This window comes from Veillonellaceae bacterium (assembly GCA_025992895.1).
Classification (GTDB): Bacteria; Bacillota; Negativicutes; order Veillonellales; family Dialisteraceae; genus Dialister.
The window spans coordinates 1,284,279-1,306,652 of sequence record DAJPGA010000001.1 but is presented as its reverse complement, the minus strand read 5'-3'; the positions used below and the strand labels follow the sequence as shown (position 1 = coordinate 1,306,652).

Below are 22,374 nucleotides of genomic sequence, written 5' to 3'. Positions count from 1 at the left end.
ATTAATGAACTCCCTTCTCAATAGCATCTACAAGGCCGTCAATTGTGTAAACATCAGAGACAATATCAGGCTCCAAATGATATTTTCTGCATGTATCAGCTGTAATAGGCCCAATGCATGCAAGCTGGACCCCTTTCAGGAGTTCGGTGCGGCCATCAAGCTGATCCATGAAATTATAGACCGTTGATGAGCTTGTGAAAGTGACAATGTCTGCTTTCTTGTTCTCAAGTATTTCAAGAAGCTTTTCCTTCCCTCCCAGGTCAGGATGCGTTGTATACGCTTCCACAACGTTCACATCGCAGCCCATTGATTCTAGTCCTTCCGGGAGGATGCTTCTTGCCACTTTGGCACGGGGAATCAAAATCTTATCTCCTGCTTTGACAAGCGGCCTCAGTCCCTCAACGAGGTCTTCTGCTTTATACTGTTTAGGAACGAAATCAGTGCCCAACCTGTACTTTTTAAGTTCTTTTGCAGTAGCCGGTCCAATGGCTGCCAGTTTAACATGACCGACAGATCTGAGATCCTTCCCTTTTTCAAACAGGCGGTTGAAGAAATAGTTGACGCCATTCTGGCTTGTGAATATCAGCCAGTTATATTCGTCTAAATGTTCAATGCCATCGTCCATGCCTGCATAATCATCAGAAGGAGCCTCAATTGAAATGGTAGGAATTTCAATGCAGCATGCGCTTCTTTCTTCCAATGCATTGGCAAGACGGGATGCCTGTGTACGTGATCTTGTAATAATGATACGCTTGCCAAATAACGGGCGGTTATCGAACCAGCGCATCTCTTCTCTCAGTTTTACAACATTCCCGACAACAAATACAACCGGTGGTTCAATGCCTTTTTCGACAACATCTTTGGCTGCATTTTCCAGTGTCGTTGTATATGTTTCCTGATACGGCCTTGTGCCCCATCTTACAAAAGCTGCAGGTGTATCAGGGCTTCTTCCGTACTTCATCAGCTGGGAAGCAATCAGTTCTGTGTGACCGACACTCATCAGGAAAATCAATGTATCAGAGCCGCAGGCAAGCTTGTCCCAGTGGATGGAAGACTTGTCTTTTGTCGGATCTTCATGACCGGTAATAACAGTAAAAGAAGCTGCAACGCCTCTGTGAGTTACAGGAATGCCTGCATAAGCCAGTGCAGCTATTGCACTAGTTACGCCCGGAATTTCCTCAAAGACAACTCCCGCCTTGCGCAGTACTTCGATTTCTTCTCCGCCGCGCCCAAAAACGAAGGGATCGCCGCCCTTTAAACGGGCAACTATTTTGCCTTCCTTTCCTTTTTCCGCCAGAAGTTCACTGATTTCATGCTGTTTCATCGTGTGGCAGCCTACTTTTTTGCCGACATAAATATATTCAGCACCAGGCTTGGCAAATTTCAGTATTCTCTTATCTGCCAGGTAATCACCGACAATGACATCCGCCTCTCCCAGGCACCGTTTCCCTTTTAAAGTCAGCAGTTCCGGATCTCCTGGGCCAGCTCCGATCAGATAAACTTTTCCCTTATTCATGTATGTCTCCTCACTTGTATTGTTATATTTTCTGAAGATTTTTCAAAATTTCACGGCCGCCAGCATTGAGCAGTCTTTCGGCCAGTCTTTCACCAAGAGCTTCCGCTTCTGCATCTGAGGCTCCATCCTCGCCCCTGTACAATTCTTTTCCATCCGGCGAAGCGATAAAGGCCTTGGCTGCAATTTTCTTTCTTCCATCAGGAACTACGAATATTCCGGCCGGAACTTTGCAGTCGCCGCCAACTTTGGCAAGAAAAGCTCTCTCCGCTTTAATACAGGAGGCAATATTCGCATTATGCAGGAAAGAAACTGCTTCCAGCGTATCTGTATCATCTGTCCTTGCCTCTATGGCCATAACGCCCTGTCCGGCAGCCGGTATGCTGTCATTCGTATCAATATACGATTTGATCCTTCTATCCAGCCCCAGCCTCTTTAAGCCTGCGGCAGCCAGTATGACTGCATCATATTCTCCTTCATCAAGATGACGCAGTCTCGTCTGAACATTGCCGCGAAGGGATTTAACAGTGAGATCCGGTCTGTAATGAAGAAGCTGAGCTTGTCTCCTCAAGCTTGATGTACCGACAACAGCGTGCTGCGGAAGTTCATCCAGTGATGCATACTTTCCTGATACAAATGCATCTCTTGGGTCTTCCCGGGCAGTCACAGCTGCCAGAGTCAATCCATCAGCCAGTTCTGCCGTCATGTCTTTCAAAGAATGAACAGCCAGATCCGCCTGCCCCTCCAGAAGCATCACTTCGAGTTCTTTAATAAAGAGCCCTTTCCCTCCGATTTCAACGAGCGGCCGGTCGAGGATCTGATCCCCCTTGGTCGTTACAGGAAGAAGCTCCACATCGATTTCCGGATGTGCTTCCTTAATTTTTCCAGCCACATAACGAGCCTGCCAAAGTGCCAATAAACTTTCACGGGTTGCAATGACGATCCTATTTTTCAAGTTCCTGCCCCTTTCTGACGTCCAGTTTGAATAAGCGGGTCAAAGCGACTTTATCCGGAGTTTCCCATTCTGTCCCTGCATGCTCGTTCAAATGGATCATTGGTTCCCTTAGTATTTTGCGTACGATCATATGAGTCATATGATTCAGTACTCTTCTATCCTCATCGGTAAGGCCATCAATTTTGGCCATTCCTTTTCTCAATTCCCTCTGCCTGATTTCCTCTGCCTTATCTGACAGGGAAACCATGACAGGCCGGGTGCTGAGATAAGTAAATCTCTCTTCAATGGAACGGATTTCTTCCTCAACGATAATTTCCGCCCTTTCCGCTTCACCCTCTCTGAAACGTATATTTTTTTCAACGATTTCCTGAAGGTCATCCATGTTATACAAGGAAACATTACGGATATTCCCAACCTCAGGTTCTATATCGCTTGGTACTGCAATATCGATAGCAACGAGCGGCTTAACGCTTCTTCTCATCATCAGGTTCCTGACATCCCAGGCTTTTACAATATACTGGGATGCACCGGTAGCAGTTACAATGATATCAATATCATCTGCATGCGAAAGCGCATTGGCAAACGGAACGGCTTCCCCGTCGAACTTGCCGGCAAGTTCCAGTGCTTTGTCGTAATGACGATTTGTGATGACAAGGCGGCTGAGCCCCTTTCCCTGAAGGTTCTTAACCAGAAGTTCAGCTGCTTCACCTGCGCCAAATACCATAGCGCTCCTGCCATCCAGGCCGCCTAAAATTTTCTCTGCGAGTTTTACCGCTGCATAACTGACTGAAACAGCGCTGTATGCAATCTGTGTCTCTGTTCTTACACGCTTCCCGGTTGTAATTGCGCGGTGGAACAAAGTATTCAGAATTGTTTTTGTTGCTTTTTCAGCCAACGCCAGCGTATAAGCAGTCTTGATCTGATTTAATATTCCGCCTTCTCCAATGACCATGGAATCAAGGCCGGAAGCAACTTCAAACAAATGACGGATGCATTCCTCTCCTTCATAATAGAAGAAATATTCATCTTTAGATTCACTATTTCCAGACAACGCCAGGAAAAACTTCATTAATCCTTCCCTGGATCCTGCATCACCGAGAACTGCATAAATTTCAGTTCTATTGCATGTAGAAGTGATAACAGCCTCATTGATTCCTGACTGCTCATCTAAATGACGCAGGCCGCTTCTGGCGCTTTCCTCTGAAACGGCAAACTGCTCGCGAATAGTTACGGGCACAGTCTTATGATTTAACCCCAAAACTACCAATCGCATGACGTACACACTCCTCTGCTTCGTCTAAATTTCCCTGTAATACGAGATCCATAATCTGATCGTTAAAGGCAGCATGCCAAAATTCCTCGCGTACCTTGCTGTCGGCAATGCCGGCCCGGACTTCAAGCCTTATTGCCTCCACCCTGTCCAGCCATCGGGGAAAGTCCGAAGGTATTTTGTTTTCAAGCCATTTTTTTACATACCTGGACATAGCTGGTGATCTGCCGTCGGTGGAAACGGCTATCTGTATTCCTCCCGTCCTAAAGCTTGCTGGAATCGTATAATTTCCAAGCTCTGGAAAGTCTGCCGCATTATAAAGGAATCCATGCGCGATGGATTCCTTTCTTATGTCTTCCGCTACATCCCGCCGGCCTGCCGCAGTGATTACAATCTGATACCCGTTCCAGTCATTGGCAGCATAGCTCCGTTTTTTCCATTGAATATCTTTATTCACGGCCATATCGCCAATTTCACTGCAGACTTCAGGTGCCAGTACAGTAATCAATGCTTTTTCCTTCAACAGTTTCCTAATCTTTCGAAGTGCAATATGCCCTCCTCCGATTACGAGACACGGAATACCTTCCACTTTTAGATTGACAGGATACAAACAAATACACCTCAATATAAGTAGGATAAAAGCTCATTGAGAACTTTTTATTTATTAAGCTGATTATAATTATTCTATCTTTAAAATTGTAACACTGAATGCCATTCATGACAACAAAGATGCATGGATAACTTATCAATATTACGCGAAATAATGAACAATGTGTTCCTATTACTTCTGCTCAATGCAAGTGCCTTCTAAAATCATGCTTTTTATGGGTTCAAAGCTCTTTCTATGAATCGGAGTAATGCCAAGCTGATGGATTGCTGAAATATGATCGGCTGTGCCATATCCCTTATTTTGCTTGAATCCATATCCCGGATACCTGGCATCATATTCATCCATCAATGAATCCCTGTATACTTTGGCAACAATCGAAGCCGCAGCAACAGAGGCGCTGATGGCATCACCATGAATCAAAGAAATCGTAGGAACTGAAAAGTGGAGCGGCATGGCATCTACGATGACAGCTTCCGGTTTTACCTTGAGTTCTTTGACTGCACGGTACATGCAAAGCATGGTTGCTTCATAGATATTCAGCGAATCAATTTCTTCCGGAGACATGCTTACAATGGCATAGTCAACAGCTGCATCCCTGATTTTCCGGGACAATTCTTCCCTGTGCCTGGGCGTTACTTTTTTGGAATCATTGAGACCGGCTGCAAACCAGTGCGCCGGCAATATGACGGCTGCCACGGTAACGGGCCCGGCAAGCGGGCCTCTTCCCACTTCGTCAATCCCTGCAATAAGGTTGATTCCTTTTTTGTAGAATTCGCTTTCCTTCTCATACATGGATTCCACGCGCAGGCGTTCTTCGCTTTCGCGTCTCAGCCTGTTCATGTAAGAAACCACGGCTTGTTTGACACCTTTGCGTTCATCAGACAGAATTTCTTCCATCAATGACGCCGGCACATCATCATTTTTCAGGATGTTCCTGATTTCCTGAATTGTCATTCGTCTTTCCCTTCCGGTATTGGATCTAATGTAATTCTTCCAAGCTTGCCATTTCGGAAATCTCTTAAAATGACCATTTCTGCCCGGTCAAAATCTATATTCCCTCCGGGGAGCAGGCAGCCTCTCCTTCGTCCGGCCTGCTCAAGAAGAACCTGCGGATCCTGATCCGGATTTTCTATATTATATTGTTCCTTTAATATTTCCGGAGAAGTCTTGGCCAGAGATGACATGAGTTCAGCCACAACTTCGCTGGCATTGAACACATCCCCGGCAATCGCTCCTGTAGCTGCCAGCCTCAGTGCAGCAGTCTGATCATCAAACTTTGGCCAGAGCACGCCTGGTGTATCAAGGAGATCCAGCCCTTCAGAAAGGCGCACCCACTGCTTTCCTCTCGTATGGCCTGGTGTATTGGCTGTTCTTGTCGCTGCTGTTCCTGCAAGAAAATTAATCAATGAGGACTTGCCTACGTTCGGTATCCCCAAAATCATCAGACGGACAGAGCGGCTTTTCATTCCTCTCCTCTTCCATTTTGCAAGAATTGGTTCCGCTGTATCACGGATAACCTGCAGCAGTTTTTTCTTATTCTTGCTGTTTCCTACACTCATGGGCAAAACGGGAATGCCCTTTTTTTCATAATATGAAATCCACTGGTCAGTGGCTCTTGGGTTGGCAAGATCCGCCTTGTTTAAAATAATGATTCTGGGCTTTCCTGCTACAAGCTCTTCTACCATGGGATTGGCACTTGAAATAGGGATTCTGGCATCGAGCAATTCGGCGACGACATCCACTGCTTTCAAATGCTCTTCTATCATTCTCTTCGTTTTGGTCATATGACCAGGGAACCACTGAATAAGCACTTTATCTCCTCCTGCGTATTTTACTTTTATACTTATTTTATCATAAACAGCACTATTATAATGGCAATATATCCATCAGGTTTCTGTAACTAAAATGAAAACAAAAAGCACCGTGGCTTGAATGCCCCGGTGCTTTGATTATCAGCGCTTTTATCATTAATAAATATGTCTGATTACAAGATAAACAAATGCCCCGACTGCTGCCGTACATGGAATCGTCATTACCCAGGCAGATACCATCTGGTAAGCAACGCTCCAATGAACAGCACGGAATCTTTTAGCCCAGCCGACACCCATAATGGAACCGGTAACAACATGAGTTGTAGAAACCGGGAGATGAAGCATCGTTGCTGTGAAAATGATTGTTGCAGAGTTCAAGTCCGCCGCGAGGCCGTTGACGGGCTGCATACGGAAAATCTTATTGCCGACAGTACGGATGATTTTCCAGCCGCCAATACTCGTTCCAAAGCACATGGCAAGAGCACAGGCAACTTTTACTTCCCACGGAACTTCAAGTGCTCCGATATAGCCTCCAGAAAGAAGCGCCAGTGTGATGATGCCCATGGATTTCTGTGCATCATTGGATCCATGGGAGAATGCCATAAGTGCGGCAGAAAGGATCTGAATATGGGTGGAGACATAGTTGACTCTGGACTTTCCTACATTGCGGAAAATAAGGTATAAGAGAGTCATTAAGATATAACCCATGACCAAGGCTACTACAGGCGAGCAGACGAGGCCAAGCACGATGGTCAGAACGCCGGCCAGATGAATAGCACCTGTTCCATAAGAAATGATGACTGCACCTATAACGCCGCCGATCAGTGCGTGAGAGGAGCTCGAAGGCATCCCGATTCTCCAGGTAAAGAGATTCCAGAGAATGGCAGATGCCAGAGCAGCTGCCAGAACAACAGAATCGACCATGTGAGGAGATGTAACAATTTCTCCGCCAATAGTTTTAGCGACGCCCGTTGAAATCATTGCACCAACAAAGTTCAATACAGCCGACATGATGATTGCAACACGAGGGCTTAACGCGCGCGTTGCAACACAGGTGGCAATTGCATTGGCCGTATCATGAAATCCGTTGATGAAATCGAAACACAGTGCCAATACAATAACGACTCCGATCATGTAGATATCAGGCATATTTCATGACCACCTCTTTAATCAGGTTCCCCACCTTCTCTGCACGATTGGCAGTGTCTTCCATTGCTTCCATGATCTCTTTCCACCGTATGATTTCCATGACTTCATGAGTGCCGTCAAAAAGATCTGAAATCGCATTTCTGTAAACAGCATCGCCTTCACTTTCCAGCGAATTGATCTTTCTTGTACGTTCCCCTATTTCTGTTTCATTCTTATCTATATCTTTCAGAAGACGGAAGAGGATAATCAGTTCATTGGATATTTCAATAAGAATTTCCGACATACGCAGCGGAAGTTCCCAGCCAATTCCTGCATGATAAAGCTTCAGGCTCAATACGACATCCTGTACATCATCAACGCAGTCATCAAGTGTACTGGTCAGGAGGAAGAAGTCTTCCCTGTCAATCGGAGTAATGAAAACATGACGCATCTTAGTAGTAATTTCATGAGTTACACGATCTGCAGAATGCTCCAGATTCTTTACTTCTTTGGAATAACGTTCCAGCTTGGAAGGATCCTGAAGAACCTCTTTTGCCATGACAGTTCCCTTGTGGAAATATTCCGCATTTGTCACAAGAAAATCAAAGAACTCTTCATGCTTGTTAACCAGACTAAACATGATATCTGATATCCTCCATTTTTTAATATTATTATTAATTTTTAATTTTATGAAAAATTTACCCTATTTCCAATGTTACCTTACCTGTGTAAAATGTATGTAAATTTTGTGCTTTCAAAGTCAAGTTTTTATATATTTTTTGTATCACGAACCAATACATCCATTCCTTTTAGCTATAGTGGTAATCAAGTCTCAATTAAAAGCACCAAAGTGTAAATTTATAGCCGATGAACCTGTCAAATCGGCTGCAAGTCATATACGAATTGACATAAATATCTAATGAAACTATACTGAAAATAAAAGAAGCGGATATGCAAAGCCGCTCGTTTTTTAGGGTAAAGGAGTGTATATTATGAACAGAGAAAAGATTGCGGAAGAAATGGCGCGCCTGAAGGGTACAGAGACAGAAAAGAATCTGCGTGCAGCATATGCCGGTGAATCACAGGCTCACGTGAAATATAATCTTTTTGCCAATGAAGCTGAAAAGGATCCGGACTGCTCCCGTCAGATTGCTGACTTATTCAGAGAAACAGCCAATAATGAAAGAGCACATGCCAAGATCTGGTTCTGGCTTGTCGGAGATCTGAAAAAATCGACCGCTGAACATTTGAAGATGGCTGCCGAAGGCGAACATGATGAATGGACCTCCATGTATCCTGAATTTGCTGAAACCGCTAAAAAAGAAGGATTTCCGCAGATTGCATTCCTTTTCTCCAAGGTCGGCGAGATTGAAAAGACCCATGAAACCCGTTACAAGCTTCTGCTTGCCAATGTAGAAAACGAAAAGCTGTTCAAGAGAGGCGAAAAGAAGCTCTGGATTTGCTCTAACTGCGGTTACACGGTTGAATCCGTAGAAGCTCCTATTGAATGTCCTGTCTGCGGTCACCCAAGATCCTTCTTCGAAATCAAAGCTGAGAATTATTAAAATTCCATCTGCTTCCGGTTTCTTATGAATGTTGTTTAATGTAACAAAAAAGCTGTGAAAATGATGATTCGTTTTCACAGCTTTTTATTTTCGTTAAAAGCGTTCTCCCTTATGGATACGCTCTATTGCTTCCTTAGCAGCTTTCTGCGCTGCTTCTTTTTTATTTTTTCCAACGCCCGTACCGAAGTCTTTGCCATTAATCATGATCTTCATCCAAATGGTCTTGTCATGATCGGGGCCTTCATCTCTGACAACGTCATAGCGGATATCCACGTCTCCGTGCTTCTGCGCCAGTTCCTGAAGATCGGATTTGTAATCATGGTCATAATCACCCTGATCAATCAGGTCAAGGAATTTTTTCAGATGCCCCAGAATAAAGCGGGCAGCGACCTCATAATTATTATCCAGATAAATGGCACCGATAACAGCTTCAAAGGCATCTCCAAGAATCGAAATCCTTGTACGCCCGCCGGAAAGTTCTTCGCCCTTTCCAAGACGCATGTACTTCCCTACCTGAAACTTGGCAGCACATTCTGCACAAGCCGGCTTGCATACTGCACTGGCTTTAGCTCTCGTCAGTTCGCCTTCCGGCCATGAGGGGAAACGCAGAAAAAGATATTCACCGACAACAAGATCCAGGACTGCATCGCCTAAAAACTCAAGTCTCTCATTGTCATGGATCACTTCATTCTTATGTTCATTCGCATAAGACGTATGTGTCAATGCAGTATTTAGCAGCTGAATGTTCTGCACAGGAATCTGATTCTCTTCAGCAAATTCCCTCACTTCTGCCAGACGTTCCTTCCGTCTTATTTCCGAATGATTCATTCTTCATAGCGCCTCAGTATAACAACAGCATTATGTCCGCCAAAGCCAAATGCATTGGACATGGTTACATCGACCTTCATATCTCTCGGGCCTTCCGGAGCATAGTCAAGATCACATTCCGGATCCGGAGTAACCAGGTTCAGTGTCTGATGAACTTTATTGTTCATAATGGACATGACGCAGACGATTGCTTCAACTGCGCCAGCAGCGCCAAGAAGATGTCCTGTCATGGATTTTGTTGAATTGACAACGATATCATATGCATGTTTTCCAAGTACTTTCTTGATTGCCTTGGTTTCATTCTTGTCGTTAAGGCCTGTGGATGTGCCATGTGCGTTGATGTAATCGATGTCTTCTGGAGAAATTCCTGCATCATCGATAGCTTTCTGCATGCAGCGTGCTGCAAGTTCGCCATCCGGTCTTGGAGCTGTAATATGGTATGCGTCACCATTTGTGCCGTAGCCGATAACTTCAGCATAAATATGTGCGCCTCTGTTTTTAGCGTGTTCCAGTTCTTCAAGAATCAGGACGCCGCTGCCTTCACTGAGAACAAATCCGTCACGTCTGATATCAAACGGGCAGGATGCTTCTTCCGGAGGGCAGTCTCTTGAAGAGAGTGCTTTCATGGCAGCAAATCCAGCCATCGGTGTCTTTGCTACTGCAGCTTCGGTGCCGCCGGCAAACATGACGTCAGCATCACCGTACTGGATCATTCTTGTTGCTCTTCCGATTGCATTGTTGCCGGAAGCGCATGCTGTTACATCAGCAAGCACCGGTCCCATCAGGCCGAAGGTAATGGAAATCTGGCCGGAAGCCATGTTTGCAATCATCATCGGTACAGCAAACGGGTTGACCTTTGCAGAACCGCGGGTATCGATGCGGTGTACGGTATCTTCCATCGTCTTGATACCGCCGATACCCGTTCCGATAATAGTTCCTACACGGTTTGGATCTTCGTTGGCCATATCCAGCTTTGCATCGCTAACTGCCATCTTAGCTGCTGCTACAGCGAACTGGGCATTTCTGTCCATGTGGCGTACAGCTTTTTTATCCCCAACATATTTTTCAGGATCAAAGCCTTTGACTTCGCCTGCGATCTTTACAGGGAAATCTGTAGCATCAAATTCGGTAATCGGAGCGATGCCGGATTTTCCTGCCAGCAATGCATTCCAGAATTCTTCTGTTCCAATACCAACAGGGGTTACTGCACCCATCCCTGTAATAACGACTCTTCTCTTTTCCATAAAGGAGCACCTCACTAAAAAAATATGATTATTATGTATTCGATCCCAGGACAAAACCTCAAAAAAACGGATGACAGCAGATACGTAATCCGCTTTTTTGAGGCATTTTCCCCAATTTCCCTATCATATTGGTTTACCGGGGAAGCAAAACACTTCCCCGGCCCCATTATGAATATCAAATTCACTACTTATTACTGAATCTGGCTGTCGATATAGTCTACAGCGTTCTTTACTGTCTTGATCTTTTCAGCAGCATCATCCGGAATTTCAATATCGAATTCTTCTTCGAATGCCATGATCAATTCAACAATATCGAGGGAATCAGCGCCCAGGTCGTCAATAAAAGTGGAATCGATAGTAACGTCAGCTTCGTTAACGCCGAGCTGATCAACTACGATTTTCTTGACTCTGTCAAATGTGCTCATTGAGATTTCACCACCTTTCAAAGTATTCGTATCTTTTAGATTATATTACATAACCATTCCGCCGTCTACATTCAAAACTTGTCCGGTAATATAACTTGCTTCATCAGATGCAAGGAAACATACCGCTTTTGCAACGTCTTCAGCCTGACCCATACGGCCCAGTGGAATGGACTGAAGCATATTAGCCTTGAGATCTTCAGGAATCTTGTCGGTCATATCTGTACCGATGAAGCCTGGAGCCACAGCATTTACACGGATATTTCTTGCTGCCAGTTCCTTTGCGCAGGCTTTCGTAAATCCTACAATGCCTGCTTTGGCTGCGGCGTAGTTGGCCTGGCCGATATTTCCTGTCAGACCAACGACGGAAGAAATATTTACGATAGCACCATTTTTCTTGCGCATCATCATTGCAGCAGCAGCTTTAGTCGTAAGGAATACGCTCTTCAAGTCTGTTGCAATAACTGCATCCCAGTTTTCTTCCTTCATGCGGATCAAAAGAGCATCTCTGTTGATGCCTGCATTGTTTACAAGAACATCAAGACCGCCGAATTCTGTCTTGATCGTTTTGAAAATACGATCGACATCTTCGCTGACTGAAACATCTCCCTGAATGGTGAATGCTTTTCCGCCGGCGTTTTCGATTTCAGTCTTTACTGCTTCTGCAGCTTCGCGGCTTCCCGCATAGTTAAGAGCTACTGCATATCCTCTTGATGCGAGCATAAGAGCAATTGCTCTGCCGATACCGCGTGATGCACCTGTTACAAGTGCTGTCTTTCCCAGATTCTCCATCATTATTCTCCCTTCAATGTTGAAACGACTTCATTTATTGTATCTATATCTTCAGCATGCAGATTGGTGACGGAGCGGTCAATTTTTCTCATGAATCCGGACAGCACAGTGCCAGGTCCTACTTCAACAGTGCAGTCAACACCGCCGGCAATCATATTTCTCACAGATTCTTCCCAGTGTACTGCATGAGCAGCTTGATCTACCAGATTCTTTCTGATCTCATCTGCCTTTGTTTCTTCCTTTGCATTTACATTTGCAAAGACAGGAATCAGTGTATCATGAATTGAGATTGTGTCAAGTACTTCCTTCAGACGTTTTGCAGCCGGTTCCATCAAAGTAGAATGGAATGGAGCGCTGACTTTAAGCATGACTGCTCTTCTTGCACCGGCTTCCTTGAGTGCCCCGCAGGCTTTTTCTACGGCACCTGCTTCGCCTGCAATAACAACCTGCCCCGGGCAGTTGAAATTAACCGCCTGCACAGGAGCATCCTCGGTAGAAACATCTCCGCAGATCTTAACGATTTCATCAGGTGTAAGTCCGATGACAGCTGCCATAGCGCCCTTTCCGAGCGGTACAGCTTCCTGCATGAATTTTCCGCGCAGATGAACGGTATGAACGGCATCAGCAAAGGAAAGTGCGCCTGCTGCTACCAGGGCAGAGTATTCGCCAAGACTGTGTCCGGCAGCAATATCTGCTTTGATCCCGTTTTCCTTAAGTACCTGCCATACTGCGACACTGGCAGTAAGAATGGCCGGCTGTGTAAATTCTGTCTTCATCAGTTCTGTGTCCGGACCTTCAAACATCATTTTGGAAATAGAGAATCCAAGGGTATCATCAGCTTCATGAATCAGCGATTTTACAGAATCGTACTTTTCATAAAGATCATGCACCATTCCTACCTTCTGTGAACCTTGTCCTGGGAAAAGAAATGCAATTTTCATCGTATCACCTCATGTAAATACAGCTTACTTTTTACTATATACTATATACTATATATTATATAGAAATAATATTGTCTTATTATCGTGACAACCAGTCCAGCGAATGGATCTATGAACCCTGTTACATCCAGCGAAGGACATCACAGCCCCATGTCAAGCCTGCTCCAAAGCCGGTCAAAACAACATAGTCTCCGTGTTTTACCAGACCTGCCCTGACAGCCTCATCCAAAGCGATACCGACCGATGCTGCAGATGTATTGCCGTAGCGGTCAACATTGACATACATCCGGTCAGACGGGATCGAGAGTTTCTTGGCAAGAGACTGGATGATCCTGTCATTGGCCTGATGGGCAATGAACATATTGATATCTTCCTTGGTAATGCCTGCTTTTTCCAAAGTGCTGAGTGTCGTCTGCCCCATATGACGGACAGCCGCCTTGAACACTTCCGAGCCTTCCATATGGATATAAATACGTTTCGAATCAATAGCTCTGTGCGTAGCAGGTTCTGCCACGCCGCTTGCCGGGATGTTCAGAATTTTGCCAAGGCTTCCGTCGGATCCAAGTTCAGATGCCAGAAGGCCGTAGCCTTCATCCACCTGTCCAATGACCGCCGCTCCTGCACCATCGCCGAAGAGAATACATGTAGAACGGTCCTGCCAGTCAACAAGCCTGGAAAGAATTTCAGCACCTATGACCAGTACATTATCATACATGCCTGCCTTGACCATGTTGGAAGCGCATGCTACCGCATAAATATATCCGGAGCAGCCTGCAGAGATATCCATGGCCCCTGCATGTGCTGCACCCATCTTGTCCTGAACCATACAGGCTGTAGATGGCACGACATAGTCTGGAGAAGCTGTTGCGACCAGTATAAAATCAATATCATCAATTGTTTTTCCCGCAGCCTCCAACGCTTTTTCAGCTGCTTTTACGCAAAGATCCGATGTGGTTTCTGATGCAGAAGCAATGTGCCTCGTTGCGATCCCTGTCCGCGTCCGGATCCATTCGTCAGATGTGTCTACCATCTTTTCCAAGTCGGCATTTGACAGGATTTTCTCTGGCGCGTAGTGGCCGGTTCCCAGAATACCGGCAAATCGTAGCTCAGCCATATATTAAATCTCCTTATCCGTTACTGACTTTTCCTCTTCACTTTCTGTCCTTGTGCTTTCGTTCAGCTGTGCCAGCGTTTCAGTGACTACCTTGTCCAAATTCTCTTTGCAGACATCTTCAGCCATGCGGATAGCATTTTTGATTGCCTTCGCTTTGGATGCACCATGGCAGATAATCAGTCCGCCGTTGATGCCAAGAAGTGGAGCTCCGCCATATTCAGCGTAATCCATAGGTTTGGCAAGATATTTCTTCAGAGCCGGAGCAAGAAGCAGTGCTCCGATCTTTGCCCGGATCCCGCCTTTAGTCACAGCGTCTTTCAGCAATGTCTTGACAAGCTTGCCTGCACCTTCGCCGAATTTAAGGACAACATTTCCTGTGAAACCATCAGTAACGACAACATCAAACTCTCCAGTCATGATGTCTCTTCCTTCTGCATTTCCCGAGAAAGGAATAATAGACTGGTTCTGAAGAACTTTATTTGCTTCTGTTACAAGCGGGCTTCCCTTCGTATCTTCTTCACCGATATTCAAAAGACCGATACGCGGATTTTTGATGCCTGCCACTTTAGAAGCATAAATGTATCCCAATATTGCATTCTGTACATACGTTTCTACCTTGGGCTGGGCACTTGCGCCTGAATCAATCAGGTAAGTGTACCTTCCCTTTTCATTTGGAATTGGAGTCAGTATGGCAGGACGTTCAATTCCCTTGATTCGTCCGATTCCAAGAAGTCCGGCAGTGACAGCTGCACCAGTAGATCCCGGAGCAACGAGGGCTCCGCATTCCTTGGCTCTCACAAGACGGGCTCCGACTGATACAGACGCATCCTTCTTCTTACGATAAGCCAGTCCGGGATGTTCTCCCATCTCAATGACTTCAGACGCATGGTGAATTTCTATCAGAGGATTGTTTTCTTCATGATTATTTTTCAGAATCGTTAAAATCTGTTCTTTGTCCCCTACAAGCACAACCGGAATCTTGAATTCTCTAACGGCTTGTATGGAGCCCAATACAATTTCAAGCGGCGCAAAATCGCCGCCCATTGCGTCAACGGCTATTTTTTCCATGGAATGCCTCCATCAGTTTAAAATCTCCATAATGAATTTTGCGCGGTAAACTTCTATGTCGCCGTCAAAAAATCCAATATATATGTACTTTTTCTTGCCTCTCATCACTACGATTCTGCCCTTGACGGCCAGAACGGTATTCGGCTTTACCGGAACTTTGTATTTAATATTTCCGACCTGTGTGGGTGCAAAAGGGACACCAGCCAGCTTCTCTGCAAAATTTGAGGCTGCACCATAAAGTTTGTCACCTGCCACTGCTCCTGTTGAATCTGCCATTTCAGATGTTGTCCGGAAAAGGCCTACACCCTTTACACCGACATCGAGATCCAATACGTGAACACCTTCAACGTACTCGGAAGGATGTCCGAAAACGAGCTGTTCCATCCGTTCGCGCATTTGCGGAATCCCCAGAGTCTGCCGGTCCAGACGGATCGTCGCTGAGGATACAGAAAAATGCTTTGCCAGATCTTCATCTGTCAGGCACGGATTTTGACGCAGTATTTTCTGCATTTCTTCTCTTCTGGCATTTTTATCCATTTTACGTTTTTCACCCACCTTATATCACCTGCCGATAATACTATACCACAATCACGCAAGCCCTGTATAACTTATTTTGAAAACAAGCGTGCATCTGCACTCATCAAATCCCGTAAATCCTGCTTTCTTCGTCTCTATGCGCTCTCATTTCTCAAAGATATACTCTGGTGATTTTATCCTCTGATCCATATTTTTACAATAGTTTTTGCATGACTTGAAAAATCCTTTTTCCGAATTAAAGAAAGTCTCGCTATAACGCGATGAATTTTTAACGGGTTCATTGTATAATAGATATACAGTCATCAGGCAGCATGCTTTTCATCTGCCTGGATTTCCTGAATATAGAGGACATGCCATCCTTAGCGGAGGAAGAAGATTCCCTTGCCCCACTGCGGTTCAAGGGAAAATTTTATTTTAATAATTAAAACTAATATTTGATTTTGTTTTAATTTTATGTCAGTCTCTTTCTCAATATCATGATTGACTTATTTCGTTTCTTATCATAAACTACAATAAACACGGAATATAAAACACAAGTTTTAATCGCTGAACCAAGTTAAACAATTTCTATTAATTGTATATATATTTCGAAAGTATTTTTGCATCTTTTAGGAGTGATAATATGCAATTACCCGCATTACACATTGGCGAATTAACCGCCAGAGTCCCGATCGTCCAGGGTGGTATGGGAATCGGCGTAAGCCTTTCCGGTCTCGCCGGGGCAGTCGCACGTGAAGGCGGCGTTGGTGTCATTTCCGCTGCCCAGGTCGGTTTTAATGAACCAGACTTCATGACCAATACTGTCGAGGCCAACAAGAGAGCTCTCGCCAAGCAGCTGAAAAAAGCACGCGAGATTGCCGGAGACGGCATCATCGGTGTCAACATCATGTGGCGCGGACAGCATTACGAAGACTATGCACGCTGCGCTGTTGAAAACGGCGCCAATATCATTTTCTCCGGTGCAGGCCTTCCATCTGACCTTCCGGACTACGTAGAAGGAACTTCCACCAAAATCGCACCGATTATCGGTTCCCCGAAGGCAGCACGCGTCATTCTCCGTCTTTGGGAAAGACATCATCATCGCACAGCCGATATGATTGTTATTGAAGGACCTAAGGCCGGCGGCCATCTCGGCTATACCCGCGAACAGGTGAAAATGCATGAGAGTGACGGCTACGAAAAGGAAATCAAAGAAATTCTCGATGTAGTCAAGGAATTTGAAGAAAAATTCAACAAGAAAATCCCCGTTGTTTTCGGCGGCGGCATTTTCGATAAGAAAGACATCGAACACTACCTCTCGCTGGGTCTTTCCGGCGTACAGATGGCTACACGCTTTGTCGCTACAAAGGAATGCGATGCTTCTGATGCTTTTAAGAATATGTACGTCAAAGCAAAGGAAGGCGATGTTACCATCGTTCAGAGTCCGGTCCATATGCCGGGACGCGCTCTGCTGAATCCTTTTGTCAAAGCTTTCCGCCAGCACAGAATTCCGGTCACCAACTGCTTCCACTGCCTGAAGACCTGCGATCCGGCTACTACCCCCTACTGCATCTCCATGGCGCTGATTCGTGCCGTCCGCGGAGATGTCGATCACGGTCTGGTATTTTCCGGTGCTAATTCGTGGAAGATTGACAAAATCACAACCGTCCACGATCTGATCCAGGAACTCACCCAGGATCCGGTTGATGAAACAATCCCGAAGGATTCTTCTGATAAGACAATCCCTGTTGAACAGGTAAAGAAACAAGCATAATGAAAATAAAAAACGCCCGGTATGAGCCGGGCGCTTTTTTATTGCTTTGATTTTCTGTCCTGATTATTTTTTCAAATGATGGCTTCCGCGTTCAGTCAGAGGAACTCCGGCCCTGCACAGCGGGCAGTCTTTTGGATCATAGGTCGGAACTGTCAGATTCAGGAGCGGGAATACTTTTTCCTGCGGAACTCCAAAGTCTGCCTTGCCGCCGGAACGGTTGACCAGAAGGCCGATGCCTACGATATCTCCGCCTGCCTTATTGACTACATCCACGACTTCCTTGATGGAGCTGCCGGTGGTAACGATATCTTCAACAATCAGCACTTTTTCACCTGGCGCAATGGTAAATCCGCGTCTGAGTGTCATCTTGCCATTTTCACGTTCTGTAAAGATGGATCTGACTCCAAGGATTCTTGCAGTGACCTGCGAGAGGATAATTCCGCCGGTAGCCGGTCCGATAACTGTTTCGATTCCCTTGTCCTTGAAATGTTCTGCAATTTCCCTGCAAAGTTTTTCTGTGTATTCAGGATGCTGGAGAACGTTGAATTTTTCTACATAAAGCGGGCTGTGGAGGCCGCTGGTCAGAAGAAAATGTCCCTCTAAAATAGCTTTGGTTTCCTTCAGTAAAGTTTCTACTTCCTTCTCGTTCATCATGCATTCTCCTTTATCTCTTTTAAAATCAGGCGGGTTGCTGCCTTCGGATCAATTGCCTGTGTAATAGGACGGCCAATGACAAGCATTGAAGCTCCGTCCTTAAATGCCTGGGATGGCGTTGCTATACGCTTCTGGTCATCTGTCTGGGCAAATGCAGGACGTATGCCCGGCGTAACGATGAGAAAATCATCTCCGGCCATCTCACGGATGGAAGTTGCTTCCATCGGGGATGCTACGACACCGTCAACGCCTGCCTCTTTGGCAAGGGATGCCAGCTCAAGTACATGATCCTGGATCGGAAAATGTCCTCCGATTTCCTGCCAGCCTTTATCATCAAAGCTGGTAAGAACTGTTACTGCCAGAATTTTTGGTCTTTCCACTCCTAACTCATCGGCGGTTATCTTGGCATAGCGTGCAGCAGCCTGCATCATAGCTCTTCCGCCTCCAGCATGGACCGTAATAAGATTTACGCCTAATCTGGTAACGGAAGCGACGCTGTGTCCCACCGTATTCGGAATGTCATGCAGTTTCAGATCCAGGAACACCTTTTTCCCGTGTTCCTTCAAATAATGGATCGTTGCGCTGCCGGCACTGTAATAGAGTTCCATTCCTACCTTATAATAGGAAACCAGATCACCTAACTCATCAACAAGCGCTTTCATACTGTCAAAAGAATCTACGTCAAGCGCTACGATCAGACGATCATCCGCTTTATAGATTTCCTTTTCTTCTTCCATGCTCGCTCTCCCTTCCTGACTATAAATATATATCCGATTCATTATACCATTTAAACCCGGTAATGACACTTAATTTTCTCCGGATATTTTCTTTTGCACACATTTTTAATCTTGATAAAATAAATTCATTTTCTTTTGATATTTTCTTTCTCCGCACATACTGCCTCACAAGATCTCAATAAAAAACCGTACCGGCTTTGACTTTTGCCGGTACGGTTTTTGCTGCCTGAGAGAGGCCCATATTTCACTATTTTGTTGAAGCGGAAGCCGCCTGGAGAGCTGCTTCATGGATCATATGCACTGTGACAGAGTTGAAATCAACAGGTGCCGGGAGTGCCTTTACTTCTTTGAAGCCAACTCCGAGCTTGCCCGTATAATACGCAATGACTTCTCCCTTTGAATTGATCTTGGCGGCGTAAATTGTCTTGTCATCACCAAGACCTACGAGGCGGAAGGCGCCCGGAGGAGAAATAACGCGCCAGGAACTGTCATCGCCGTTGAACGTATACATAATCCCCTTCTGGCTGTCGTCGTAGAAAAGTCTGTCTTCATCATAGAATACAGCAATCTTTCCGATATGGGAGGTCTGCACGTAAATACGGCGTGTATCATAGTTGGCATCCGTACGGTAAATACGGTACAGCCCTTTCCCGACTTCCATCTTCATGTAAACGGCATTGGTCGCCGTAGAATAAGCAACGGATACGATTTTTGCGTCACGCGGAAGATCCCTGATCGGTGCATCCGACTCATGAGTCGTGCCCTCAGGATTGTAACGGGCCAGCGTCACGTCCCATCGTCCGCCATTCCAATGAATGGGATACAATGCCATCAGCGCCAGATTGCGGTCAGGCATCCATTCGAAGAAGGATACTCCCTGATTCTTCAGGTCCACTTTCTGTGGATTGCTGAGGTCTTCAGCCTTATAAATAGTTACCGAGTCAGCTGTTACATCAGCCATGCACTTGTAATCGTAAGAATAATATGCTTTCCCCTTGACGTTTACTTTGGAGAAAGTCTTTTTCCCTTCTTTTTCTGCTGCTTCTGCTACTTTATCCTTTACATCGGACATGTCGTAGTCTCCGCTTGCAAGCGGTGCAAATAAGACCCTGTCCATATAAAGATAGGCGCCTGCCTGAACCGTTAATCCAAGAGCAAAGCAAATCATGAATTTCGTAATTTTATTTTTCAATCTGCTCCTCCTTATTTAACGATAAACGCAGTAGGAATCATTCTTTCGCCTAAAAGATCGGCAGGTTTATTGACTACCTTACCATTATAGTAAAGCGTGGTAGAAGAACCACCATCAAGGTTGGCAGCAATATAAGCGCCGTTTTCGTACATGATATTCTGCGCATCCACGAGTGTTGCCCCAATGCTGTATCCGGGCTGTCTTCCATCAATGACGAGGAACATGATGGTTCCGTCTTTCTTCTGCCCGATAGCAGATCGTGGTGAAATACCCCATCCGCCATCGCCATTCTTAATTACTTTTTCGCCGTTGATGATGAGCGGCGGTCCGAAGGTCAGCCCTTCAACGGCTCCCAGATCACGCAGCTGCTTCTTATTGTAATTTCCGGCTATCAGGTTTCCACTCTTGGTCAGGCCCACAAAGTCGACCTTTTCCTTATCGTCGACCTGCTGACCTAAAAGGTACTTTCCTTCATGAAGGATAAATCCGTAAGGAAGTCTGCCTGTCCCCGTGCCGTTCGGATCATAGAATCCGCCGCCGTTAATGGCTGCTACGGCATTGTTCTTCTTTGCAATATTGCTTGTCGTATCCCCCTTCTCGTTGATATCTTCCGCCATCGCCACCTGAACGCGCGTCGGATTCGGAATTTCAAGAAGGTATCCGACAAATCTTGACGTTTCAATTTTCTTCAAATTCAAAGTGGGATCTGTACGAAGCTTGAACGAGAAAACCTTCTGCGTGTCTGTCGTTGTCACAGTCCCGAGAATCTGGTTCAGTTCATCCTTGTTATACAGCCAGGTAATATACTGCGGATGACGGGAACGCATAATCGCACCGACTACGGCTCTCTTCAGATTCGGGAAAGGACCGAACAGTACGACGATCGGCGATGTGATCAGGAAAAACAGAAGTGTGATTACGACGAACTTTACAACAATATTATTAAAAATACGTTTCATTCTCTCTCCTAAACGTTTCTGCAACCATTAAACAGTAGAATAATTATCCTTACTCAAGCGTTCCGAGAAGCGTGCCAGTGAAATGTCATTTCCGATATAAGCGCGTTTTAATTCATACGGGTAGCTGCCTACATGTGCGCGCCCTGCATCTGTAGTAACCGCCATCTTGATGCCTGCCTTCTTGCATACATCAATGACTTCATCATCATAATCGCCATACGGATACGCAAACCAGACATTATCTATCCCAAGCTGATACTTCAGGGCCTGGTTGGCACCTACGATTTCGCGTTCCTTTTCTGCTCTTGTCTTAAGATTATGCAGTTTTGGATGAGAAAGCGTATGGTTGGCAATCGTAACGGTGTGGCTGTTTGCCATTTCGCGAAGCTGATCCCAGGTCATGCGGTTATAAGGCTTGCCCACGTCATCAGTAACAAGGAAGAGTGTCCATGGGAATCCATACTCTTTCATCAGAGGATAAACAACCGTATAACTGTCCAGATATCCATCATCAAAAGTGATGCAGACCGGTTTTTCCGGAAGCGGAGCGCCCTTTGTGACATAGTCATACAGTTCCTGCATGGTAATCGGGTGATATCCATGATCACGAAGATAATTCATTTGAATTCTCAGGTTTGCTTCACTCATAATGGCCGCGTTTCCCGACTGGTTCCCGATCATATGGTACATCAGGATAGAGACGCCTTCGGGAACCGTATACTTGACATCAGGTCCTCTGTGGACAACCGCTTCTCCAGGCTTTAAAGCCGCCGTACTTTTAGATGCAGCAGCCGGCACTGTAGATGCTGCGACAGCTTCAGGTTTTCCTGCAGCATTTCCACTAAAACCATCCAGAGCAAAACAGGATACAGACAGCAAAGCTGCTGCGGCAACGAGCGCTGCCTTTTGCCAGCTTTTCAAAGATATCTTCAATTTCTAAGTCTCCTTCTGGTATTGAAACTTACATTACACCTATTTTGACAATACATAGTACATTTTACTACGAATTCAATAATAAAACAAAATTCTTTCATGAAATTTTCCATAAACTCTGCATATTCAGCCTTATCAATCCAGAACAGGTTCCCTAAATTGCATGATTCTGCAGGAAATATTTTTATATTGGATACTCTTATTTAATCGTAAAATACTATATGCCGTGGGCTCTTTTTAAAGATTGGTTTTTGGGAATCAACATCAATCGTGCTATAATAAATTATGTCACGCAAATGAAAGTAATGAATCCCGGATGACGGGAACGTGGTTTATTACCAGAAAGGA

Annotated in this window: 23 protein-coding genes; 2 read left to right on the top strand and 21 right to left on the bottom strand. The window is 45.3% G+C overall.

Going from position 1 to position 22,374, the window contains the following annotated elements; translation table 11 throughout:
* Window position 1: 1 nt before the first annotated feature.
* From cobA to OIM03_05495, 8 genes are all read right to left on the bottom strand, one after another.
* Window positions 2-1,516: a uroporphyrinogen-III C-methyltransferase gene (cobA, locus tag OIM03_05530; GenBank protein ID HJI73736.1), complete on the bottom strand. Its 1,515-nt coding sequence runs from the start codon at window positions 1,514-1,516 to the stop codon at window positions 2-4.
* A gap of 22 nt (window positions 1,517-1,538) precedes the next feature.
* Entirely contained in the window at window positions 1,539-2,468 is a 930-nt protein-coding gene (hemC, locus tag OIM03_05525; protein ID HJI73735.1) for a hydroxymethylbilane synthase, read from the bottom strand.
* Window positions 2,458-3,726, bottom strand: a complete 1,269-nt coding sequence (gene hemA, locus OIM03_05520; GenBank protein ID HJI73734.1) for a glutamyl-tRNA reductase — start codon at window positions 3,724-3,726, stop codon at window positions 2,458-2,460. The genes hemC and hemA overlap by 11 nt, the downstream gene beginning before the upstream one ends.
* On the bottom strand, window positions 3,710-4,327 hold the full coding sequence (locus tag OIM03_05515) for a bifunctional precorrin-2 dehydrogenase/sirohydrochlorin ferrochelatase (GenBank protein HJI73733.1): 618 nt from the start codon (window positions 4,325-4,327) through the stop codon (window positions 3,710-3,712). Before OIM03_05515 ends, hemA begins: the two co-directional genes overlap by 17 nt.
* A gap of 192 nt (window positions 4,328-4,519) precedes the next feature.
* Entirely contained in the window at window positions 4,520-5,302 is a 783-nt protein-coding gene (locus OIM03_05510; protein ID HJI73732.1) for a ribonuclease HII, read from the bottom strand.
* Window positions 5,299-6,159: a ribosome biogenesis GTPase YlqF gene (ylqF, locus tag OIM03_05505; protein HJI73731.1), complete on the bottom strand. Its 861-nt coding sequence runs from the start codon at window positions 6,157-6,159 to the stop codon at window positions 5,299-5,301. Before ylqF ends, OIM03_05510 begins: the two co-directional genes overlap by 4 nt.
* A gap of 156 nt (window positions 6,160-6,315) precedes the next feature.
* Entirely contained in the window at window positions 6,316-7,308 is a 993-nt protein-coding gene (locus OIM03_05500; GenBank protein ID HJI73730.1) for an inorganic phosphate transporter, read from the bottom strand.
* On the bottom strand, window positions 7,301-7,927 hold the full coding sequence (locus OIM03_05495; GenBank protein HJI73729.1) for a DUF47 family protein: 627 nt from the start codon (window positions 7,925-7,927) through the stop codon (window positions 7,301-7,303). Before OIM03_05495 ends, OIM03_05500 begins: the two co-directional genes overlap by 8 nt.
* Window positions 7,928-8,306: 379 nt before the next feature.
* Here OIM03_05495 and OIM03_05490 point away from each other — a divergent pair, with 379 nt between their 5' ends.
* Entirely contained in the window at window positions 8,307-8,852 is a 546-nt protein-coding gene (locus tag OIM03_05490) for a rubrerythrin family protein (protein ID HJI73728.1), read from the top strand.
* Between the two features lie 93 nt (window positions 8,853-8,945).
* Here OIM03_05490 and rnc read toward each other — a convergent pair whose 3' ends face one another.
* The 8 genes from rnc to OIM03_05450 all read right to left on the bottom strand — a co-directional run bounded on the left by rnc (window position 8,946) and on the right by OIM03_05450 (window position 15,798).
* Window positions 8,946-9,680: a ribonuclease III gene (rnc, locus tag OIM03_05485; protein HJI73727.1), complete on the bottom strand. Its 735-nt coding sequence runs from the start codon at window positions 9,678-9,680 to the stop codon at window positions 8,946-8,948.
* Window positions 9,677-10,924: a beta-ketoacyl-ACP synthase II gene (gene fabF / locus OIM03_05480; protein ID HJI73726.1), complete on the bottom strand. Its 1,248-nt coding sequence runs from the start codon at window positions 10,922-10,924 to the stop codon at window positions 9,677-9,679. The genes rnc and fabF overlap by 4 nt, the downstream gene beginning before the upstream one ends.
* Window positions 10,925-11,115: 191 nt before the next feature.
* A complete protein-coding gene (locus tag OIM03_05475) occupies window positions 11,116-11,349 on the bottom strand; it encodes an acyl carrier protein (protein ID HJI73725.1) in 234 nt (77 codons plus the stop codon).
* 45 nt (window positions 11,350-11,394) lie between these two features.
* Window positions 11,395-12,138 carry a 3-oxoacyl-[acyl-carrier-protein] reductase gene (gene fabG / locus OIM03_05470; protein ID HJI73724.1) on the bottom strand — a complete coding sequence of 248 codons (744 nt, stop codon included), beginning with the start codon at window positions 12,136-12,138 and terminating at the stop codon, window positions 11,395-11,397.
* Between the two features lie 2 nt (window positions 12,139-12,140).
* On the bottom strand, window positions 12,141-13,079 hold the full coding sequence (gene fabD, locus OIM03_05465) for an ACP S-malonyltransferase (protein HJI73723.1): 939 nt from the start codon (window positions 13,077-13,079) through the stop codon (window positions 12,141-12,143).
* Window positions 13,080-13,200: 121 nt separating this feature from the next.
* On the bottom strand, window positions 13,201-14,193 hold the full coding sequence (locus tag OIM03_05460) for a ketoacyl-ACP synthase III (protein HJI73722.1): 993 nt from the start codon (window positions 14,191-14,193) through the stop codon (window positions 13,201-13,203).
* A gap of 3 nt (window positions 14,194-14,196) precedes the next feature.
* Window positions 14,197-15,261, bottom strand: a complete 1,065-nt coding sequence (gene plsX / locus OIM03_05455) for a phosphate acyltransferase PlsX (GenBank protein HJI73721.1) — start codon at window positions 15,259-15,261, stop codon at window positions 14,197-14,199.
* A gap of 12 nt (window positions 15,262-15,273) precedes the next feature.
* Window positions 15,274-15,798 (bottom strand): DeoR family transcriptional regulator, encoded by a 525-nt coding sequence (locus tag OIM03_05450; GenBank protein ID HJI73720.1) that lies wholly within the window; start codon window positions 15,796-15,798, stop codon window positions 15,274-15,276.
* 622 nt (window positions 15,799-16,420) lie between these two features.
* On the opposite strand from OIM03_05450, the gene OIM03_05445 reads away from it, so the two are divergent.
* Entirely contained in the window at window positions 16,421-17,551 is a 1,131-nt protein-coding gene (locus tag OIM03_05445; GenBank protein ID HJI73719.1) for a nitronate monooxygenase family protein, read from the top strand.
* 63 nt (window positions 17,552-17,614) lie between these two features.
* Here the strand turns inward: OIM03_05445 and pyrE are convergent, their stop codons facing one another.
* From pyrE to OIM03_05420, 5 genes are all read right to left on the bottom strand, one after another.
* Entirely contained in the window at window positions 17,615-18,205 is a 591-nt protein-coding gene (gene pyrE / locus OIM03_05440; GenBank protein ID HJI73718.1) for an orotate phosphoribosyltransferase, read from the bottom strand.
* Window positions 18,202-18,942, bottom strand: coding sequence for an orotidine-5'-phosphate decarboxylase (pyrF, locus tag OIM03_05435; protein ID HJI73717.1), 741 nt, complete (start codon window positions 18,940-18,942; stop codon window positions 18,202-18,204). Before pyrF ends, pyrE begins: the two co-directional genes overlap by 4 nt.
* 247 nt (window positions 18,943-19,189) lie before the next feature.
* A complete protein-coding gene (locus OIM03_05430; GenBank protein HJI73716.1) occupies window positions 19,190-20,134 on the bottom strand; it encodes a hypothetical protein in 945 nt (314 codons plus the stop codon).
* Between the two features lie 11 nt (window positions 20,135-20,145).
* Entirely contained in the window at window positions 20,146-21,093 is a 948-nt protein-coding gene (locus OIM03_05425; protein HJI73715.1) for a phosphodiester glycosidase family protein, read from the bottom strand.
* 27 nt (window positions 21,094-21,120) lie between these two features.
* A complete protein-coding gene (locus OIM03_05420) occupies window positions 21,121-22,014 on the bottom strand; it encodes a polysaccharide deacetylase family protein (protein ID HJI73714.1) in 894 nt (297 codons plus the stop codon).
* Window positions 22,015-22,374: the final 360 nt, after the last annotated feature.